Origin of the sequence: Massilia sp. Root335 (assembly GCF_001425685.1) — a bacterium.
Taxonomy (GTDB): Bacteria; Pseudomonadota; Gammaproteobacteria; order Burkholderiales; family Burkholderiaceae_D; genus Telluria; species Telluria luteola.
Genome location: NZ_LMCY01000037.1, coordinates 150,720 through 171,207 on the forward strand (window position 1 = coordinate 150,720; position 20,488 = coordinate 171,207).

The window sequence follows — 20,488 nt, forward strand, 5'->3', positions numbered from 1 at the left end:
TTATATCTTCGCCAATTCTTGCTGGGGAGTCCGGGATCGTGGCATTACCATTCAAAAGGACGGCGGCGGCCGTGGTTGCGGCCTGCGCGCTCGTGGGCGGCACATGCGCGGCGGACGATGCCGGGCCGCAGAGTATCGTCGTCACGGGCCAGCGCGGCACGTCGCCGTGGATACGGGCCGAGAGCGCGCACGTGGTCGTCCTGTCGGACGCGCCGCGCGAGGACGTCGGCCGGCTCGTCGAGCATCTGGAGCGCCTCGACGGCCTGCTGCGCGTCTACACGGACGACTACCGCGCGGCGGGCCCCGGCGCGGAACCCAAGCTGAACCTCGTCTACCTGAACGACGTGCGGGACCTGGATCGCGTGGCGGCGGGCCGGCCGGCGGACGGCATCGCACTGTTCCGCGATTGCGCGGACGGTGCGCAGGGCTTCCTCGTGCGGACGGCGCCGCTGGCTGCGATCGCGGACGACCGGCTCGCCAAGGCGCCGCTGGACGAAGGGCTCTCGTACGTCTCGGAAGCGTACGCCCGTCACTTCCTGTACCGTCACACGGACGTGCGCGGCCCGTCGGCCTGGGTCGAGGGCTTCGCCAACTATTTTGCCGGCGTGCGTTTCGGCGCGAAGCAGATGGTGATCGGCCGGACGCCGCCCGGCGTGGGCCGCTACTTTGCCTTCCTCGACCAGGGCCATCGCTACAACCTCGACTACGACGACGTGCTGGGGCCGAACCCGCTGGGAGATCTCGGCGGCGCGCGGGCCGTGGCCGCGAGCGTGGAATTCGAGGCGCGGTCTTGGATCCTCGCGCACTACATCCTCGGCTCCAGCGCGCGCCGCCAGCGGCTCGGGACGTTCCTGAACGCCGTGTACAAGGGCGGCAATCCGGCCGCCGCGCTGCACGATGCGTTCGGGCTCAAGGTGGACGACGCGTCGTCCACGCTGTGGCGCTACCGGCTGCAGGCGGCCGAGGTGCTGCGCGTCGACCTGCCGCCGGGCGCGCCGCCGGAACCCGTGTTCTCGACCATGTCCGCGACGTCCGGCAGTTTCCTGCTGGCCGACGCCGCGCTCAAGGCCTGTCCCGCGCGGGCGCAGGGGGAAGCGCTGTTGCGCACGCTGACGGCGGATGCGGGCGCCGTGCCGAACGTCGACGCCGGACAGCTGGCGCTGAGCCGCGCCCGCGTCGACTGGGGCGATCCCGCCGCCGCGCTGCCGTGGCTGCAAGGCGCCGCGCGCCGCGCGGATGCCGGCGCCGACGTGCTCCTGTTGCTGGGCCGGGCCAACCTGAAACTGGCCGCCCGCGCGGCCCCCGGCGCGCGCGGGCCCTACCTCGACGCCGCCCGCGCCAGCCTCGCGCGGGCGCGCGAGCGCGACCCCGGTGCCGGCGCCGTCGCGCTGGCGCAGCTGGACCTGTCGCTGCTGGCGGACGGCGCGCCCAGCCGCGCGGCGCTGGACGGCGTCATTGCCGCCTGGCGCACGACGCGCGATTCGGGGCCGCTGGCGCGCGCGGCCGTGCTGGCGTACTGCTATCTCGTCGACGCGCCCCGGGCCGAGCACATCCTCCACATGCTCGTGACTGATCGGCGCGACCCGGCCACGGCAGCGTGGGCCGCGCAATTCCAGCGCCGCCTGGATGCCGGCCTGACCCTCGCCGCCATCGCCGCCGACATGCGGCTGGCGCAGGAAGGCGGCGGCAGCAGCGAATGGACCCTCGACCAGATCAGCATGATGCAGGACGTCGAATACAATGCCGGTCTGGAAGACGCCCAGGGCATCATCAACCAGCTGACGCAGAACCCGGATCCGGCGAAGGCGTTGACGAATGCGCCCGTGCGCAGATAGTTGGAACTTTAGCGGGTCGGCACGGGAATACTGAACTGGAGCGAAGCTGGCCGGCGCCCGTCGCGCGGCTCCGGACCTGTCTTGACATGCGATCAAGACGATGAGTGTTTGGAGCCGGCGTCATCCGCGCGCCCGCCGCCGCGTTACGTTCATGCACCCGGCATCTATCACAACCTGACTAACCGATGACTCATACCACGTTCGCCGCCCGAGACGGGCTGGCGCTGAAGGTCTTGCCCGCATTACTCCTGAGCTGTCTCGCCGCGCAACCGCTGCGTGCCCAGACCACGGCCCCCGAACCCGTTCGCGACAAACCGCCCGCCAGGTCGGCCTCGGCCGCGGCCCCGGCCAAGGCCGCGCCGGCCGGCGACGGTCAGGCTGCGCCTGGCGTCACGAGCGGCACGCAGCCCCCGGGCGCCGGCGCCGACGACGGTGTCGCCACCGTCGAAGTGGTGGCCGCGCGCCCGGCCAACAAGATCGACCGCGACGTCTACGACCTCAAGAACGACATCAGCGTCAGCAATGCGTCCGCGGCCGATATCCTGAACAACGTTCCGTCCGTTACGGTCGACCAGGACGGCAACGTGGCCCTGCGCGGCAACCAGAACGTGCAGATCATGGTCAACGGCAAGCGCGATGCGCAGTTCCAGGGCCAGAACCGGGGCGACGCGCTGAATGCGTTCCCGGCCGAGGCCATCGAATCCGTCGAGGTCATCAACGTGCCGGGCGCCGAGTTCGGCAACGAGGGCGGCAACGGGCCGATCATCAACCTGGTCCTCAAGCGCAACCGCAAGGCGGGTTCGCGCGCCAACCTGAGCGCCAACAAGGGCACCCAGGGCCGGGGCAACGCGTTCCTGAATGGCGAGCACGCGGAAGGTCCATATTCGATCAGCGGCAACGTCGGCGTGGCCGAGCGGGTGCGCAACGTCCACAGCGAATCGCAGCGCCAGGACCTCGATCCGGCCACGGGCGCCGTCACCGATGGCCAGAACACGGTGACCAACCGGCAGATCAAGTCGAAGTCGCTGAACATGTCGTCCACGTTCACGTACAACGTCGGCGAACGGGACCAGCTCGGGGCGACCGCCAGCTACTCGAAGATCCGGAGCGAGAGCGACGGCGCCGGCACGACGCAGCGCTATGCCGGCGATATGGACCCGCTGGCCGATTTCACGAACCGTTCGCAAAGCCGCTCGCCGGCCGAGAACTTCGGCATCGGCGCGTCGTACGATCACAAGAGCGGCCAGCCGGGCGAAGACCTCAAGTTCGACCTGCGCTACACGGGCCAGAACAACGATTCCGATTCGTCCGTGTTCTACGACTACCGGTTGCGTCCCACGCCGTTCGTCGCGAACAGCCTGCGCTCGTCCGACCGGCGCAACCGCATCCTCGACATCTCCGTCGACTACGAGCGCAACGTCTGGGATACGTGGCACCTGAAGGCCGGCGCCAAGGTCGCGGACAGCAGGAACAGCAACCCGGCGGACTACCTCGCCCAGGACCCCGTGACGGGCGAGTACGTGCCGGTGGCGAGCCGCACCAGCGATTTCGAATCGAACGACCGCAATGCTGCCGTCTACGGCATCCTGGGCACGACGCTGTTCAAGAACCTCAGCCTCCAGGGCGGCCTGCGCGGCGAATACACGGAACTCGACGTGCGCCAGCCGCTGCTGAACGAGGAGGACAAGTATTACTACATGAACTGGCTGCCGAGTTTCTACGTCACGCGCGACATCGGCGAAAACGGCTCGCTGCAGCTGCGCGCGTCGCGGCGCATCGCGCGGCCGAACGAGCGCGACCTGAATCCGAACCTCGTCTACCTGAGCGATTTCTATGCGCGCCAGGGCAATCCGCAACTGCAGCCGGTGAACAACGACAATTTCGAGCTGGCCTACCGCGACCGCATTGCCGGGGTCGACAGCAGCTTCGTGCTGTTCAAGCGACGCGAATCGCCCGTGATCGGCAACCGCAGCTATACATTGGCGTCCGATCCGAACGTGATCGTCACGTCGCCCATCAACTTCGGCGCGAACGATTCCGTCGGCATCGAGTTGAACTTCAACGTGCGCCAGCTGTTCCTGCGCGGCCTGTCGGCCAATCTGGGGGCGACGCTCGCCGACGAGAAGCGCCAGCGCATCTCGAACTTCGCCGCCGCCATGACGGGCGTCGAACAATCGAATCACCGGGAAAACATCAAGCTGCGGCTGGCGTACCAAGCCGGCATGGAATCGCTGCAGCTGAGCGTGAACCGCAATGGCGCGAGCCTGAACGGGCAGGGCACCAACAGCGCCTTCACGATGACGAATTTCACGTGGCGGCACAACATCAGCCAGCGCCTGTCGCTGAACCTGAACGTGAACAACGTGTTCCACACCGGGAATATGGAAAGCGACGTCGAGAACGAGGTGCTGCGCCTGCATACGCTCAACGTGAGCCAGCCGCGCATCGTCCAGATCGGCCTGCGCTACCAGTGGGGCGGCGTGCCGGGCGACGAGCGCATCCGCAATGGCGGCCGCGGCATGTTCCGCGGCGGCCCGGGCGGACGGGGCAATGGCGGCTTCGGGAACGGCGGATTCGGTGGCGGTGGCGGTGGTGGCGGCGGAGGCGGCGGCGGGGGAACCTGAGCCGGCGCTCACGGCGACGGGCGCAGCGCGATCCCGTGTTCGAACAGGCGTGGCAGCCAGGCCTGTTCGAAGATCCGGCGGAAGCCGAGGTTCGTCGGGTGCAGCTCGTTGGACCAGTAGTCGCGATACGTGCCGTCGCGCGGAAGGATGCCGCGGCTGTCGATGTAGACGACACCCGGCGTCGTCGCCGCCAGCGGCGCCAGCAGATCGTCGTTCAGCCGGTCGATGAGGATGCGCGCGATCTCGCCGCGCAGCGCCATGTCGTCCGGCACGCCGTGCCTGTCCAGCGCCGGCTTGAGCCAGGGGCCGGCGTGGATCAGCCCGAATTCGAATCCCCGGCCGTCCGGCACCGGATAATCGTAGCCGTGCACGAAGATCGGCGCCAGGCCGGGCGCGTCGCGCCCGGCGAAGCGGATGGCCGCGATCAGCCGGGTCAGCGCCTGGCGCAGCCGGAACAGCATGTCGTCCATTCCGCGGTCGTCGAACCAGCCGTCCGCATCCGTCCCGGGCGGGCGATGGTCGTGCAGCGCCATGTCGACGTCGACGGCGTCGTTGCCGGCCCCGCTGATGTAGAACTCGGAAAACCCTTCCACGAAGCCAGGGCGCAGGAAGTGCTCCACGGTGTCGGCAAACTTGCCTTCGCCGACATAATCCTTCAGGCGCGCCCCGTTGTAGCCCACGAGCTGGACGTTGCGATGGTCGTCGGACATGGCGCGGTGATTGATCATCGTGCCAAGGATATTGTTGTTGACGTACCAGAACCAGGAATCCCCGATGGCGAGCGCGGACGGAAAACCGATGTCGGCGTTGTCCCACCGTTCCTCAGGTTTATAGATGTGCGGCATCGTAGCCTCCGTAGGCAGTGGGCGAACAGGCAGATTTTTCGCTATTGTGCGCTGATCGACATCATGCCAAAGCATTGACGCCAAATAAAGCCTGGTTTGACAACAATTATCCGTGACGAGTCACGGAACACATCGGCGAAGGATGTCGACTTGACGCCGCCATGTGGAATTTGGCCAGGACCAGGGGAGTGACTTCCATGACAGCGGCGCAGAGTACACGCGCTTGCCTGCCAAGGTCTTGCCGCGCGCGGGCGCGGGAGCGGGGCGCTCGCCACCACGCGCCCGTCGCACGGCTCCCTGGCTGTTTTCTCAGGCAATGAGCCTCAAGGCGTCGTCGGGACCCAGCCGGCACCGTTGTTCCATGCCTGGAAGACCTCGGCCCGGGTATCGAGACCGGACAGGTCGATCCCGGTCGACGACACGTTCTGGTTGCGACCGCTCACGTTCAGCGTGTTGCCGCTGAGGTCCATGCTGCCCCGTTCGCGCCATCCCGCCGTGGCCGTGGGGGTCGCCGGTGTGGGCGCCGGGGTCGCCTGCCAGCCGGCCGTGCGGATATGGGTTCCCATCCTTGTGTTGATGTAGGCGAGGTTGTCGCACCCGAGGTTGGCGCTGCCGAGACCGCCCGTGGTCGTCTTGGTGGTGCAGTAGGTAGGCGGCGCCAGGCCGCCCGATCGGGCCAGCCAGGTGCTGCCGGCCGGGATCGCGGCATCCGCCGTCAGTTTGCTGTTCAGGACGACGAAGCCGGGGTAGCCGTATGCGGCCCGCGCCTGGAAGATGTAGCCGCCGGAACTGGCGTTGGTGCCGTCCACGATGGTGTGCAGCTCACTTTGCTCGAACAGGGCGGCATATGGGGAGCCCCAGATGAAATCCACGTCGCCCGAGATGTAGGACTTGTAGAACCAGCTCCAGCCCTTCAGCAGCAGGGTATCCTGGGCGCTCATGAAGTTCATCGAGAGGGCGCTCAGCCGGCTGCCGCCCAGCGCACTGCTGTTGAAATACATGGTCTCGGCCTGGTTGTCCCAGCCGCTGGTCTTGCGATGCGCATTCCACAAGGTGAAGTTAGTCAGCTTCAACAGGTCGGCATTCTCGGCCAGCAGCACGTTGCGACCGCCGCCCAGGTAACGGCGCGTGCCGACATTGGGCCCGGCGCTGACCAGCGTGTCGCCGGCCGCCGCGGTGCCGAAGCCGGTGCCGGGGTTGAACGAATCAGAATTGTCGTAGAAGACGATGACGCCGCTGCGGCTTTCGCCGGTGATCGTCAGATTGTTGACATTGCGTAGGAATAGCAGCTCCCTGTAGTTGCCGTTCTTGACCGTGATCGTCTTGGCTGCGCCCGCATAGGCGCACGTAACACAGCCGTTCTGCATAATCCAGTTGAGTGCGCCCTGGACGGTACGGAAATCGGCAGGGCCATCGTCGTCCACCGTCACCGAGGTGGGCGAGCCGGGCGTTGCCCTGGTTTTGAAGGTCCACGCATTGGTGCCGCTGACGCCCCTGAAGGAAGCACCTGCAACCTTGCCGTTCAAGACCCCGTCGTCGATATTCACGTAGTAGGCCGTGTTTGGCCGAAGCGCACCGTCGTGCAGCTTGATGCTGGCAGTGCTGCCGCTGATGACCACCGGCCGGTAGTAGACATAGCGCCACTGGGCCAGCGAGGGCACATTGCCGCCGAGCTTGTCGATTTCCGTGTTCCTCGCAGAAAACAATGTCTGCGTTTCGCCACTCATTTTTGAAACCGCATCGCTGACGTCGATTGTGTCGACGAGCGTGCCGTCTGTCGTGAAGACCTTGATCTTGCCTGTCGAGCCCAAAGAGGGCGCGGTATCGAAGGTAATCGCCAGGCGGGTGTCGCTATAGGCTGCCGTGTCGCCTGTGTCGGGAAGGAACGGACCGGCATGGGCGGCGGGAGACACCAACGTGGCGAGCGCAGCATTTACTACCAGAGTCGACAATTTCAGGGGCATGAACGTCTCCTACTTGGATCTTCGGTTGAGGGAATGAAAACTTCCTGCACGGAGTTGCGACGATGAGTGTAACAGTTTGGTCGGGCCGAAAGTATATTGGTCTAGCCAACATGTCGATCGGCGCTCGGATTGGCCTGAACGCACATCCTGACGGAGAAGGAACCCGGCAACTCGATCCGGGCGGTGCGCGTTTGAAGTTAAGCGCTGCCGCGCTGGGTCTGCCCGAGCGCCGGCCCAGGACACGCCGCTGCGGCAGCGACATCCATATTCCCGGCTCGACTGCGCCAAGCGGCGTGTGGACGTATGACTTCGTGCATGACCGGTTGGCTGACGGCGGGCCGCTACTGGTCACCAACCTAGTTTCATTTTGATAAAGCTGGTCAAACGATCGGCGTTCATCTTGTGCTGTATGAGGCGTGGGTGCTGGCTATACCCGGTGAACGGGAAGAAAACCGTATCGACACGGGCATCCTTGTCCTCGATTCGGATCCGGTCTACCGCACTTTTGACATAGCCGGGCCAGGGCGAACCGGTCCTGGTTGCATCCATGCTGCCCAGCGCACACACAATATATGCCTTCGGATAAAGTTGCCGGATGCGCTTTACGAATTTCATGTAACTCGCTACGCGCTGCTCGTCGTCGGGTTCAGGCTGCAGTTTATGAAGCTGACCGATCAGCGACGAATCGTTCTGCATGAGGTTGATGACAACCACGTCAGGTGTCCATGCCGAGAAATCCCAGCGACTGTCGTTGTTCCCCACAGCGTTCAACTGGTCGTAAAAGTCCCAGATCGTGAACGGGACATAGCTTGCCATGATGCCGATGCCGCTCTGCGAGGTCATATGAAGCTCCGCATTCAATGCCCGCGCGGTGATCGCGGCATAGGATAAGTAGCTGTTCTTTTCTCGTGCGAGAGCGTCCACGCCGTTGATTGGCGCTTCGTTGCCCATGCCACTGGTCACGGAGTCACCAAAGAATTCGATGCGACGCAACGGCCTTGGCGACGGTCGCAACAATTGGCCATCGTCCGCGAGCTCGACGCCTAGAAATACCGTCTCGCCTTCTTGGCCTTCGGTACGCTTGGTTATCAAAAAGCTGTGCTTTCCTGGAGCCAAACCGCTTGCAACCTCATATGTTTTGCTTCCTTGGCGGGCCCGGACAATTACGGGGTGGGTATCGTCACCGTCCAGAATGACGTTAAAGTAGTTGGCACCGCTCTTGTCGTCCAGAGTGATCGCCAGTGAGCTGCCGGTAAAGTTGGCCGCAACACTGGACTGTGGCCAGGACAGCACCGGTGCGGACGGTGACGCGAAGTCGATGCGCCCGGCATACTGGAGATGCCTGTCACTCGCAGGCACTTTAGTAGCCGCGCAGGCGAGATTGGCACTCAAGAAAAACGGCAGGGTTAGTAGCGTTAACGTCGAGACAAGGAGATTTCGTTTCATGGGATAAGCCTGAGGATCCAAATTCGGCGCGGATTTCAAATTGTTTTGGTAAGCGTGCCGGTCAGCGCAGACTTTGAAAGATGTGTGCGCTTGCGATCTCGTATGGCCGCTTTTCGTACCGTGCGACTTCGTCGAGGTGTGGTCGAGAACGAGCGTCATCGATGCCTTCAATCCCGCCAGCGACGCCTGGACGGACTCTAGTTGCCCCATTCCGTCCGGATAGTCTTCCTGCTCGACGATGATCCACTGGGTGCCGCCCGCCTCGCGCACGGCGCGCAGCAGTTCCGTCCAGTCGGCCCCGTCCTTGCCGATGATCGGCACGCTGGTCGGGCCTGCAGCCGGTTTGGCCTTGAAATGCATGGTCATGGTGCGGCCCGGATAGCGCCGTACGTACGCGGCGGGGTCCTTGCCCGCAGACAGAGTCCAGCCCACATCTTGTTGCAGGATCATTTCCCGAGGGGTGTTTTGGGCGATAACGTCCCATGGCGTACCGCCTACGGGACCGACCATCTCCGGCGCATGGTTGTGGTAGCCGATGCGCATGCCCAAGGCCGCCAGCTTCGCAGACAGTGCGGCAAGGTCGCCGGCCAGTTCCGCGCTTCGCGCCGTCGTGGCGCCGCGCGGGTCAGCCGCTACCACGAGGTTGGCGCAGCCCAGTGTCCGGTAGAAGTCCGTCGTCGCCACGAAATGTTGCTGCGCCAGCTGCGGCAGCATCACGTGCGCACCGGCGCATTGCAAGCCATTCTTGTCGAGGACAGCCTTCAATCCAGCTGGATTGCCCCGGTACGGGCCGAACTGGCCGGCGAATTCCACGCCCTGGAAGCCCAGCTTGGCGATCCGTTCGAGCATCCCGTCGAAATCTCGCCTGATCTCATCCTTGACAGACCACAATTGCAGGGCGAGGAGCGGTGTCGTTTGTGACGTCGCGGCAAGCGCCGGAACCCCGAACAGGGTGAGGAGCAGCGGTAGTACGGCTCGTGTCGTTCTCATATCATCTTCGTGCGCGAACATGGTTCATCATGGGTCTCTGACCTTGGCGATTGTGAAGATGGGGGCACTGCCCCGCACCGTCCGAACGGACGATGCCCTGACGGCCCGATCGACCGAATATGATCGAGGAAAAAGTCTCGGAAAGGACAAGCATGAAACTGGAAGCGATCGCGGGCTCGATGAAGGTAAGGGAATACAGGCACCGAAACAGGCTGGTCGTCTCGGCGTGCGTGGCGGCGTTGTATGCGGCGGGCGTCGCCCCGCTGCCGGCCATGGCGCAGGACGCGGACGACGTGTGGGCCGAATCGGTCCTGAAGCAGATGACGCTGGACGAAAAACTCGATCTCGTCCGTGGCAGCAACCCGTTCGCCGCGAAACCGAAGTTGTCCCGCGACGTTGCAAAGGGCGCGGGCTATGTGAAAGGCGTCCCGCGCCTGGGTGTGCCCTACCTGACGGAGAGCGACGCAAGCGTCGGCGTTGCCAACATGATGGGCGGGTTGCGGCCGGGCGACGTCGCCACTGCGCTGCCTTCGACCGTCCTGCTGGCGTCGACCTGGAATGCGCCGCTGGTGGAACGCGGCAGCGCCATGATCGGCGCGGAGGCGCGCGACAAGGGGTTCAACGTTCTTCTGGCGGGCGGCGTCAACCTGGCGCGCGAACCGAGGAACGGCCGCAATTTCGAATACTTCGGCGAAGATCCTCTGCTGGCGGGGACGCTGGCCGGACATGCCATCCGCGGGGTGCAGTCGAACCACGTCATGTCGACCATCAAGCACTTCGCCCTGAACACGCAGGAGACCGGTCGGACTATCCTCAGCGCGGACATGGAGGAGGGCCCCCTGCGCGAGAGCGACCTGCTGGCGTTCGAGATCGGCATCGAGATCGGCCAGCCGGGCTCCGTGATGTGTGCTTACAACAAGATCAACGGCACGTTCGGATGCGAGAACTCGTTCCTGCTGAACGACGTCCTGCGCCGCGACTGGGGATACAAGGGCTTCGTGATGTCCGACTGGGGTGCCGTGCATGGCCCGTCGATTCGCGCGGGCCTCGACCAGGAATCCGGCACCACGCCCGCCGACGCGGGATATTTCGGTTCACAGTTGCGCACGGCGCTGGCTGCCGGGACCGTCACGGAAGCAGACGTGGACCGGTCGGTGCGGCGCATCCTGCGCTCGATCCATGCCGTCGGCCTGGATACCCATCCGCCCGCGCACAGGGACATCGATTACGACGCGAACGGGCGCGTCGCCCAGGAGGTCGCGGAGGGCGGCATCGTCCTCCTGAAGAACGCGCGCAATCTGCTGCCCATCGCCGCGTCGGTACGCACCATCCTCGTCGTGGGCGGCCATGCCGACGTCGGCATCCTCGCGGGCGGCGGCGGGTCGTCGCAAGTGAATCCGGTGGGCGGCGCCGTGCTGAAGATCCCGGCCGCGTTCGGCCGTAAGCTGTACAGCAACTCGTCCCCGGTCGCCGCCCTGCGCAATGCCCTGCCGAAGGCGACGGTGTCCTTCGACGACGGCACCGATCCCCAACGTGCGGCGGATGCGGCCCGGAAGGCGGATCTCGTCGTCGTCATCGGTGAGCAGTTCACGACCGAGACCATGGACGTGAAGGACCTGAACTTGCCCGACAACCAGAACGACATGATCGCGGCGGTCGCCGCTGCGAATCCCGCGACGGTCGTCGTACTCGTCACGGGCGGCCCTGTCCTCATGCCGTGGCTGGACAAGGCCGGCGCCGTGCTCGAGGCCTGGTATCCGGGACAGCGGGGTGGCGAAGCGATTGCGCGGGTCCTGACGGGCGCAGTGAACCCGTCGGGCCACCTGGCGATGACGTTCCCGGCCAGCGAACGGCAGCTCCCGAATCCGACGATTCCCGGCTACGAGATGGCCGGGGAAACGGTACAGCGCGACCTCTACGGGCTGCCGAAGGACATGAAACCGTTTTCCGTGACCTATCCGGAGGGTGCGAATGCGGGCTACCGCTGGTTCGACAAGACCGGGGCGAAGCCGCTGTTCCCGTTCGGTCACGGACTCAGTTACACCCGCTTCTCGTACAAGAACCTGCGCGTGACCGGCGGCGCGACACCGCGCATGTCGTTCACGATTGCGAACACCGGCAAGCGCCCGGGCGCCGACGTCGCCCAGGTCTATGCCCGCGTGGACGGTGCCAAGCGCCTCGTCGGCTGGAGCCGCGTCGACCTGAAGCCGGGAGAAAGCCGGCAGGTGTCGGTCGACGTCGATCCGCGCGTGATCGCGCGCTTCGACGTCGCGGCGCGCAACTGGCACGTGGCGGAGGGCACCTACGACATCGAGGTTGGCGAAGATGCCGGCCAACCCGTCCTCAAGGCGAAGGTGCGCCTGGACGAGCAACGGATCAAACCCTGACGAGACTATGGAAACGACGAACGACAATCCCCAGTTCAGCGCATCGCGCCGGACGTTCCTGGCCGGTTCCATGGCCGTCACGACCATCGGCTTCGGCATGCCGGCCTTCGCCGCCATGCGGGCGCCCGCCACCGATCCGTTCATCGAGCGGCTGCTGAAGCGCATGACGATCGAGGAAAAGGCGGGCCAGCTGACGATGAACGGTGCGCTGGGCATCGGGCGCCTCGTGAATCCCACGACGGGACCGGAGCCCGCTCTGCAGACGACGCTCGACCAGATCGCGCAAGGTCGCCTCACCGGCCTGTTCAACGCCGACGACGTGAAGCTGGGCCGCACCATGCAGCAGATCGCGGTCGAGAAGTCCCGCCTCGGCATCCCGCTGATCTTTGCGGCCGACATCATCCACGGCCTGAAGACCGCGTTTCCCGTCCCGCTGGGCGAGTCGGCCAGCTTCGATGCCGGCCTGTGCGAACGCACGGCCAGGGCCACGGCCATCGAGGCGACGGCATTCGGCGTGCAGTGGACGTTCGCGCCCGCCGTCGACATCGCCCGTGACCAGCGCTGGGGCCGCGTCGTGGAAGGTGCGGGCGAGGATCCGTGGCTGGGCTGCCGCATCGCCGAGGCGCGCGTGCGCGGCTTCCAGGGCGCCGACCTGCGAGCGAACGATTCGCTGCTGGCCTGCCCGAAGCACTTTGCCGGCTACGGCGCCGTGCAGGGCGGCATGGACTACAACACGGCCGACATTCCGGAAACCACGCTGCGTGAAGTGCACCTGCCCCCGTTCAAGGCGTCGTTCGACGCGGGCGCGTTGACGACGATGGCCAGCTTCAACGACACGGGCGGCGTGCCGTCGACCGGCAACCACCACCTGCTCACCGACATCCTGCGCGGCGAATGGGCGTTCCGCGGCCTCGTCGTCTCGGACTTCAATTCGGAGAAGGAACTGGTCGACCACGGTTACGCGGCCGACGAGGCGGACGCCGTCCTCAAGGCCGTCACCGCCGGTTGCGACATGTCGATCCAGGGTGGCCTGTACCTCAAGCACATTCCGGCACTGGTCCAGTCGGGCCGGTTGAAGATGGCGGTCGTCGACGAGGCGGTGCGGCGCGTGCTGCGCGTGAAGAAGGCGCTGGGACTGTTCGAGAATCCCTACCGCTCGCTCGATCCGGCGCGCATGGGGACGGACATCCGCCGGCCGGAGGCCGTCGCCCTCGCGCGTGAAGCGGGGCGCAAGTCGATCGTCCTGCTGAAGAACGAGCGCAACGTCCTGCCGCTGCCGAAGTCGGGCAAGGCGCTCGCATTGATTGGCCCGTTCGTCACGGACAGGAACAATGCGCTGGGACCCTGGATGGTGTTCCCGGACATGAAGTCGGCCGTGACGTTCGAACAGGGTGTACGGGATGCCCTGGGCGCCGGTGCGGCTCTCGCTGTTGTTCCCGGCTGCGGCATCGAGAGGCCGCTCCACGGCGGCATCGACGCGGCGGTTGCCGCCGCCCGTGCCGCCGACGTGGTCGTGCTCTACGTGGGCGAGGCGACCAATATGTCCGGCGAAGGCGCGTCGCGCGCGGACATCACGATTCCGAAACCGCAGGTGGACCTGATCGATGCAGTCGCCGCGGTCGGCAAGCCGATGGTGATCCTGCTGAAACACGGCCGGGCGCTGGAACTGCCCAATTCGGTGAAGAACGCCCAGGCCATCGTGTGCACGTGGTTCCTCGGGTCGGAGTCGGGCAACGCGATCGCCGACGTGCTGTTCGGCGACCACGCACCGCAAGGCCGCTTGCCGGTGAGTTTTCCTCGCCGCGCCGGCCAGGAACCGTTCTACTACAACCACCGGTCGACCGGCCGGCCAAGCCTCGTGGAAGGGCCGCCCGTCGGTGCGCGCTACCGCGAGGTGTCGACCAGCGCACTGTATCCGTTCGGTCACGGACTCGGATATTCGACGGTCGCCTACGGTGCGACCGAGATCGGACGGCCGCGCATCCGCATGGGCGAGTCGCTGTCGGTCAAGGCGCGGATCACCAATACCGGGACGGCGAAGCATCATGAGGTCGCGCAGCTCTACATCCGGATCCGCGTGGCGGAGATCGTCCAGCCGATCCGCGCGCTGAAGGGTATCCGGCACGTCGACCTCGAGCCCGGCGCAAGCGCGGACGTCGAGTTCACGCTGACCGCACAGGATCTCGCTTACGTGCATGCAGATACGAGGACGCGGACCGATCCCGGCGCGTTCGAAGTCGTGATCGCGCCGAACTCGGCGGCGGGCACGCCGATACCTTTCCTGCTGGCCGCCGCGTAATCGATCATGCCGCGTCCGAAATCGCCGCCGCGCCTTGCCTCGGCGATTCCGAGGACGAACCGACCACGCCAGGTGTGGTTGTTTTTTTTGTCCTTCTCGATACGGGGCGGCGTGTTTACCGTCTGAACGGACGATGTCGCCGGAAAACAAAGCCAGCAAGATGGTGGTGCAGTCGCCGTGACCGGGCCTGCACCAGCACAACGCGGAATATTTGGAGACGAAATGAAAAGTAATAATCCTGTAATCAGGTTGACGGTTTGCGCTGCTGCGCTGGCGCTCGCATTTCCCGCCGTGGCCCAGCAGGCGGCACCCAAGGACGATGGCAAGATTCCCGAAGTCGTCGTGACAGCGTCCAAGCGCAAGGAGAGCATCCAGTCCGTGCCGATGTCCGTCGACGCAGTGACCGGCAACACCCTGCAGAAGATGAACATCCAGAAGTTCGAGGACGTCGAGAAGCTGGTGCCGGGCCTCGTGCTCGACCCGGCCGACGGCCGCGGCCAGACGGTGACGCTGCGCGGCATCAGCTTCGATCCGGACACGGGGACGAGCCCGACGGTCCAGATCTACTGGAACGAGACGCCGATCTCGGCATCGGATGCGTTCCGGGCCATGTTCGACCTGGGCCGCATCGAGGTCCTGCGCGGTCCGCAGGGCACCCTGCGCGGCCAGACGTCGCCGGCGGGTTCCATCACGATGGCGACCGAACGGCCGGACACCAGCGGTGTCGCCGGCCGCATCGTCCAGACGTTCGGATCGGATTCCCTCCGCAATACCCAGGCGGCGGTCAACGTGCCGTTGATCCCGAACGTCCTCGCCGTCCGCGTCGCCGGGCTGTACAACTACAGCGAGAACGGCGTGCACGACCTGTACACCGGTAAGCCCGACTACGACCGCGGCAAGGGCGCACGCATCTCGGTGCTTTACCAGCCGACCAAGACGCTCGAATTCCTTCTCGTGCACCAGCAGCTGAAGTCCGACATGGTCAATCCGCCGCTCGCGATCGACAGCCCATTCCCGGGCCTGAGCGGGCCGACGCTGAGTTACAACGACCGCAAGTCCGTCGTCGAAGGTCCCTACCAGTTCTACAACAAGAGCAAGCTGACGTCGCTGAACATCGGCTGGGACCTCGGCGGCCACAAGCTCAGCTACATCGGCGGCTTCCAGCAGAGCGCGGAAAACACCGATCGCGACACGGACATCTTCAACGTGATTCCGGGCTGGAGCAATCAGCAGACGGTCAGGTTCCACACGCTGCAGCGTACCCACGAACTGCGCTTCGAGTCGACCGGTGCCCGCCGCTGGAACTACATGGTCGGCGCGTACCATTCGTGGACTGGCGGACCGGCAGAATTCACGCAGAAATTCCCGTACTACTTCCCGACGCCGTTCACCCCGCCGCAGGAAGCGATCCTGAAAGGCTCGACGGCGCCCGGCGGGTACGGCGAAGGGTCTGCGCTGTTTACCGACCATCGTTTCGCGTTGACGGACGTCGACCAGCTGCAGCTCGGCCTGCGCGTGCAGAAGAACAAGGGCTACGGCCAGCAGTACCTCGAGGTCTTCGGGCAGAAGATCAACGCGCTGCCGGAAGACCGCGCGCATACGGATGAGAAGGCCTGGACCGGCTCGGCCAGCTTCCGTCACAACTTCACCAAGAACATCATGGGTTACGCCAGCGCGGGCACGGGCTTCCGTCCGGGCGGCACGACGGCGTTCGTGTCGGCGCCCGGCCTGACGGCCGACCTGATGACTTACCGTCCGGAGAAGTCGCGCGCCATCGAACTGGGTTTCAAGTCGACCCTGATGGATCGCCGTCTCGTGCTGAATGCCGATATCTTCCAGCAGAACATCAAGAACTATATCGGCCGCGCCAACGCGCTGCGTGTCCGCACGGCCGCCGTCCCCGGCGAGGCAGCCGGCCCCGGCCCGGGCGGCAGCTATGCGGCGGACGCGAGCGGCACGATCAACCTGAACACGAACGGCGACCTGGTGAGCCGCGGTATCGAGGCGACTGCGATCTGGAGCATCCTGCCGAACTGGCGCGCGCAGGCGTCGGCAAGCTACGTGAACTCGCATTATGCGAACGCGGCGTTGTATTGCAATGACGGGAACAACGACGGCCTGCCGGACAACGTCGGTGCGTTCGTCCAGCCGGGACGCCAGGTGTCGGTTTGCCGCTCCAGCCGCCCGTTGGCCGACCAGTTCGGGACCGAAACCGGCAAGTTCAACGCCACGGTGCAATCGGAATATTCGCGTCCGATCGGCAATGTGGACGGGTTCGTTCGTGGTCTCGTCCGCTACAACCCGTCGAAGTACAATGTCCCGTTCGACCAGCACATCGCCTCGTTCACACCGGTCGACGTTTTCGTCGGCGTGCGTGATCCGGGCCAGGATTGGGAAGTCAGCCTGTGGGCGCAGAACCTGTTCGACCGTTCGCCCGCGCCTTTCCTGATGGAAGGCGTGACCTACCAGGGTGTCGCGGGCGGCTATAGCGCGAGCGTGCCGCCGCCGCGCCGCAAGGTCGGTGTGACGGTACGCTACGAATTCTGATAGCCAGGTCGCTTTAACGTTGGGGCCAGGACTTCGTGTCCTGGCCTTTTCTTTTCGGAGTCGGAGAAATAACTGATGGCAATCAATTTGGACGACGACGCCAGGCAGCGCCTGCAGGCGTCCCTTCAGCGCTACTGTGCGGAGAATTTCGATGAAGAAGTCGGAGGTCTCAAGGCCGGCATGCTGCTCGACTTCTGCCTTCGCGAGATCGGTCCATGCGTGTACAACCAGGCGGTCAGGGACGCGCAAGCCGAGATGCGGGACAGGATCGATGCCGTCGACGTCGCCTGCTACGAAGAAGAGTTCGGATATTGGAGCCGGGGCGGGCGCGGGCGCTAGGCCAGCCTGTGGATGCCTGCGGCCCGGGGCCGCAGGCGATGATCGTCCGTTCAGAAGAGATAGGCGCCGAGCTTCACCTTCAGCACCACTGGACGGTCCGTGAAGTTCAGGCCGTAGTCGGTCTGGTCGCCATTCCATACGCGCGACATGACCCATTTGCCGTTCACGAAGCGGCCTTCCTCGACCCGTTCGAAGATTGCGGCACGGTCCTTCACGTTCTTGTTGACGCTGAACGTGAGGCGCGCGTTCCGGCCAGTGACCAGATATTCGTTGTCGCCCAGTTTCGCCAGCGCGACGCCGCCGCTGGGCACTTCCGATCCCTTCGGCAGGTCATCCTTCTTGCGCAGCCAGTACGTCTCGCCCATCTGCCATTGCCGGTAGCTGACTTTCGCCGCCCACGCCGGGCCGAGGTCGATGTCCTGGCTACGGTGATCGTCCGGCTCCGACACACCGTAGACCTCGGAGTCGAAGCTCAGCCGTGCCCATTCGCGGGCCATCGGCGCGAACAGGGAATACACGCCTGTGAACGGCTTGACGGCGTCCGGCCCCCAGTCCTTCGCGCCCAAGGGGTAGTTGCTGTAGCCCGTATAGTCGAAGCCGAACGGGTCGAACCCGATGCCGCCCTGGCCCAGGATCGTGAAGATGTAGCGCGCGTACACGTCCTTGCTGCCGCTTTCGGCGATGTAGAGGGCATTGTCGGGGCGGCGGTAATGCTTGACCTGCGCTTCGTAGATGTCGGACTCGGCCATGTACATGTCGGGGGACAGGAAGTCGATGTGCGGCGCCGCGACCTTGTAGATGTCGATGACGTTCCAGGTGGCGCCGCCGCTGCCGTAGAACAGGCCGGGCACCGATTTCTTCTTCGGGTCCGGATCGCGCGGCGAAGCGTTCAGGTAGGTCGGCAGCGGATAGATGGCCTTGCCGGCCGCGGCTACCTGCTCGATGTATGACGCGATCGACCAGGCGTGGAAGAATTCGTCCGCGTCGGCGCCGAACACATCCTCCCAGGAACCCGGCTGCTTGTTCAGGCGGGTCAGCAGCGCCTGCGGGACGGGCTGTGCGAACATGGCGTTGGCGGCTGGCGAATAGTCGCGAACGCTGCCGAACACGCCGGATTCGTTTTCCGGCTGTATCAGGATGACGGTATGGCGCTTGCCGTCGACTTCCTTCAGGTGCTTCATCAGGGCCGAATACGCCTTGATGTCCGCGTCGAGCGTCGTCTTCGCGTGCGGCGACAGGGCGTTGGACGTGCTGCCGTCTTTCTTGATCAGCCGTGGGAAGCGCTGGTTGTCGAGCTTGACCCACGCCGGCGCATAGTTGGGGTTCGTGTTCTTCCACGTGCCGAACCACAGCAGGCACAGGCGTACGTCGTTCTGCCGTGCCTGACGGATGAGTTCATCCACCCACCGGAAATCGAATTTGCCTTCGACAGGCTCGATCTGTTCCCAGGCCACGGGCATGGCCAGCGTGTTCGCCTTGAGGTCGCGGATCGCTGGCCAGACCTGCGGCAGCACGTCAGGGTAATTGCTCGAGTTATTCGCCTGGCCCCCGAGGATCAGGTAAGGCGCGCCGTCGACCATCAGGGCGAACTTTCCGTTTTTTTGCACCAGGTGCGGCATCTGGTCGGCAGCGGCATGCACGACGGGTGTGCACGCGAGGAGTACCGAGGCGACGAGAGAAGCGCAGCGTCGACGCTGCAGGGAAGCGACAGTCATGGTTGTCCTGGACTTAAGCAGACGGGGTGGCGCGATCGATCGCGTGCCGTCTGGTGATTTGGAAGAGTGCCGGGGACCGGCTGTTGCCAGTGTAATACAGCCGCGCGCGCCGTCAAAATAAATTTACGGTGCCGTATACTTTCTGAGATTTCTGTCGTATAGTGGCTTCACGCTGATCAGTTGCCGTACAAGCCGGCGGCGGATCGGACGAAGATTGCTGCCATTATTCCTAGTCTGGGGACACCTCATGAAACTCCGCAACATCTCGCTCGCTACCATGCTGTCCGTGATCGCCTGCACCGTCGCCGCGCAAGCACCAGCACCCGCTCCCGCCGCGCAACAAACGAGCGCCACCTGTGTCAAACAAAAACTGAGCTCCGAGTCGCTCGTGTCGGAACTGCTCGACGAGCCGGCCGCCAGGGAAGTGCTGTACAAGCATGTGCCTGCGCTGAAGGGCAGCGACCAGTTCGACATGGCGCGTTCGATGCCGCTGCGCGCCATTCAGCCGTATGCCGAAGAAACGTTCACGGACAAAGTTCTGGATGCTATCGACGCCGACCTGGCAAAACTGCCGGTTTGCAAATAACTCACGCTCGTCTCCTACGTGCCAGGCGTTCTCCTGGCCTTCCAGGGTGCCGCTAATGTGGCGCCCTTTTTTGCTATGATGCGACACATTTCCAATATGCATGCACGCATACTCCGGGACACATCCATTCATGACCGAAGCCCTGCCGTCTTCCGATAATTCCCAGCAGCCAAGCGCAGAGCGGCCGAAGCTGCGTGGCCGTCCGCGCAAGGAACACGCCGGGAACATCGATGCGGACATCCTCCGCGCGGCAATCGCACTCTTCGACGAGGTAGGGTTCGACGGCACCGCCATGGAAGCGGTCGCGGCCCGCGCCGGCATTTCGAAACGCACGCTGTACATGCGTTACCCGGACAAGAAAGCGCTGATCAAGGCGGTCATTACCTCGATCGTAGGCAGCGCGCGCAATCCCGATCCGCCTGCATTCATGGACATGCGCAGTTGCCTGATGTTCCACATCGAAAATTTCTTCATGATCTGTAACGATCCGGGGATGCGTGTGCTGATGGCGATGGGCGACAAGTCCTCCCAGGTCATGCGGGAGCTCGCTCCGATGGGGCAGGAAATGACGTACGAGCTGGGCGTCCGGCACATCGTACAGACCATCGTCGACACCGAGGGCAGGACGGGCATGCGCGTCGATGCCCCCGATTTCTACGCCGCGTCCCTGCTGGACCTGGCCATGGCCCACTACCAGCGTCTTCGCGCGCTGGGGACGACCGTCGGTATCGCGCCCGCGCAGGTGGCTTCCATCCGCATCGTCAATCTGTTATTGGCCGGCATGCAGGCGGATTGCGCCGCCGATCCCAACGCGTCATCCTGACGATCTCCCGCTAATTTCCCTCCCTCTGTAACGCCGCGTCAACCGCAGGCCGGATCATCCCGGCCCCGGCGCACGCGGCCGCCATGCC

12 protein-coding genes and 1 pseudogene are annotated in these 20,488 nt (G+C 64.8%); 9 read left to right on the plus strand and 4 right to left on the minus strand.

The window, feature by feature from the left end; genetic code table 11:
• The first annotated feature begins 38 nt into the window (after positions 1–38).
• Complete coding sequence (locus tag ASC93_RS20350; protein WP_157202035.1) at positions 39–1,835, plus strand: hypothetical protein; 1,797 nt, start codon at positions 39–41, stop codon at positions 1,833–1,835.
• Positions 1,836–2,020: 185 nt separating this feature from the next.
• On the plus strand, positions 2,021–4,459 hold the full coding sequence (locus tag ASC93_RS20355) for a TonB-dependent receptor (RefSeq protein ID WP_056446631.1): 2,439 nt from the start codon (positions 2,021–2,023) through the stop codon (positions 4,457–4,459).
• Positions 4,460–4,467: 8 nt separating this feature from the next.
• On the opposite strand, the gene ASC93_RS20360 is transcribed toward ASC93_RS20355, so the two are convergent.
• Positions 4,468–5,304: a hypothetical protein gene (locus ASC93_RS20360; RefSeq protein WP_056446634.1), complete on the minus strand. Its 837-nt coding sequence runs from the start codon at positions 5,302–5,304 to the stop codon at positions 4,468–4,470.
• A gap of 323 nt (positions 5,305–5,627) precedes the next feature.
• On the minus strand, positions 5,628–7,268 hold the full coding sequence (locus ASC93_RS20365; protein ID WP_200958371.1) for a pectate lyase: 1,641 nt from the start codon (positions 7,266–7,268) through the stop codon (positions 5,628–5,630).
• Positions 7,269–7,480: 212 nt separating this feature from the next.
• On the opposite strand from ASC93_RS20365, the pseudogene ASC93_RS32305 reads away from it, so the two are divergent.
• Positions 7,481–7,603 (plus strand): annotated as a pseudogene (locus tag ASC93_RS32305) (IS3 family transposase); the annotation flags it as partial.
• A gap of 13 nt (positions 7,604–7,616) precedes the next feature.
• Here the strand turns inward: ASC93_RS32305 and ASC93_RS31760 are convergent.
• The gene (locus ASC93_RS31760; RefSeq protein ID WP_200958372.1) at positions 7,617–9,725 is read right to left on the minus strand and encodes a TIM barrel protein; all 2,109 of its coding nucleotides are present in this window, start codon (positions 9,723–9,725) and stop codon (positions 7,617–7,619) included.
• 131 nt (positions 9,726–9,856) lie between these two features.
• Between ASC93_RS31760 and ASC93_RS20375 the strand changes: the two genes are divergently transcribed.
• The 4 genes from ASC93_RS20375 (at position 9,857) to ASC93_RS20390 (ending at position 17,276) form a co-directional block, all read left to right on the plus strand.
• Positions 9,857–12,091 (plus strand): beta-glucosidase, encoded by a 2,235-nt coding sequence (locus tag ASC93_RS20375; protein ID WP_162251932.1) that lies wholly within the window; start codon positions 9,857–9,859, stop codon positions 12,089–12,091.
• Positions 12,092–12,098: 7 nt separating this feature from the next.
• Positions 12,099–14,390: a glycoside hydrolase family 3 N-terminal domain-containing protein gene (locus ASC93_RS20380; protein WP_157202037.1), complete on the plus strand. Its 2,292-nt coding sequence runs from the start codon at positions 12,099–12,101 to the stop codon at positions 14,388–14,390.
• A 222-nt stretch (positions 14,391–14,612) separates the two neighbouring features.
• Positions 14,613–16,937, plus strand: a complete 2,325-nt coding sequence (locus tag ASC93_RS20385; protein ID WP_082548195.1) for a TonB-dependent receptor — start codon at positions 14,613–14,615, stop codon at positions 16,935–16,937.
• Between the two features lie 75 nt (positions 16,938–17,012).
• Positions 17,013–17,276, plus strand: coding sequence for a DUF2164 domain-containing protein (locus tag ASC93_RS20390; protein WP_056446640.1), 264 nt, complete (start codon positions 17,013–17,015; stop codon positions 17,274–17,276).
• 50 nt (positions 17,277–17,326) lie between these two features.
• Here ASC93_RS20390 and ASC93_RS20395 read toward each other — a convergent pair whose 3' ends face one another.
• Positions 17,327–18,991, minus strand: coding sequence for a DUF5597 domain-containing protein (locus ASC93_RS20395; protein ID WP_056446643.1), 1,665 nt, complete (start codon positions 18,989–18,991; stop codon positions 17,327–17,329).
• A gap of 247 nt (positions 18,992–19,238) precedes the next feature.
• On the opposite strand from ASC93_RS20395, the gene ASC93_RS20400 reads away from it, so the two are divergent.
• Together ASC93_RS20400 and ASC93_RS20405 are read left to right on the plus strand one after the other, a co-directional pair.
• The gene (locus ASC93_RS20400) at positions 19,239–19,577 is read left to right on the plus strand and encodes a hypothetical protein (RefSeq protein WP_082548196.1); all 339 of its coding nucleotides are present in this window, start codon (positions 19,239–19,241) and stop codon (positions 19,575–19,577) included.
• A gap of 130 nt (positions 19,578–19,707) precedes the next feature.
• Complete coding sequence (locus ASC93_RS20405; RefSeq protein ID WP_056446649.1) at positions 19,708–20,400, plus strand: helix-turn-helix domain-containing protein; 693 nt, start codon at positions 19,708–19,710, stop codon at positions 20,398–20,400.
• Positions 20,401–20,488: the final 88 nt, after the last annotated feature.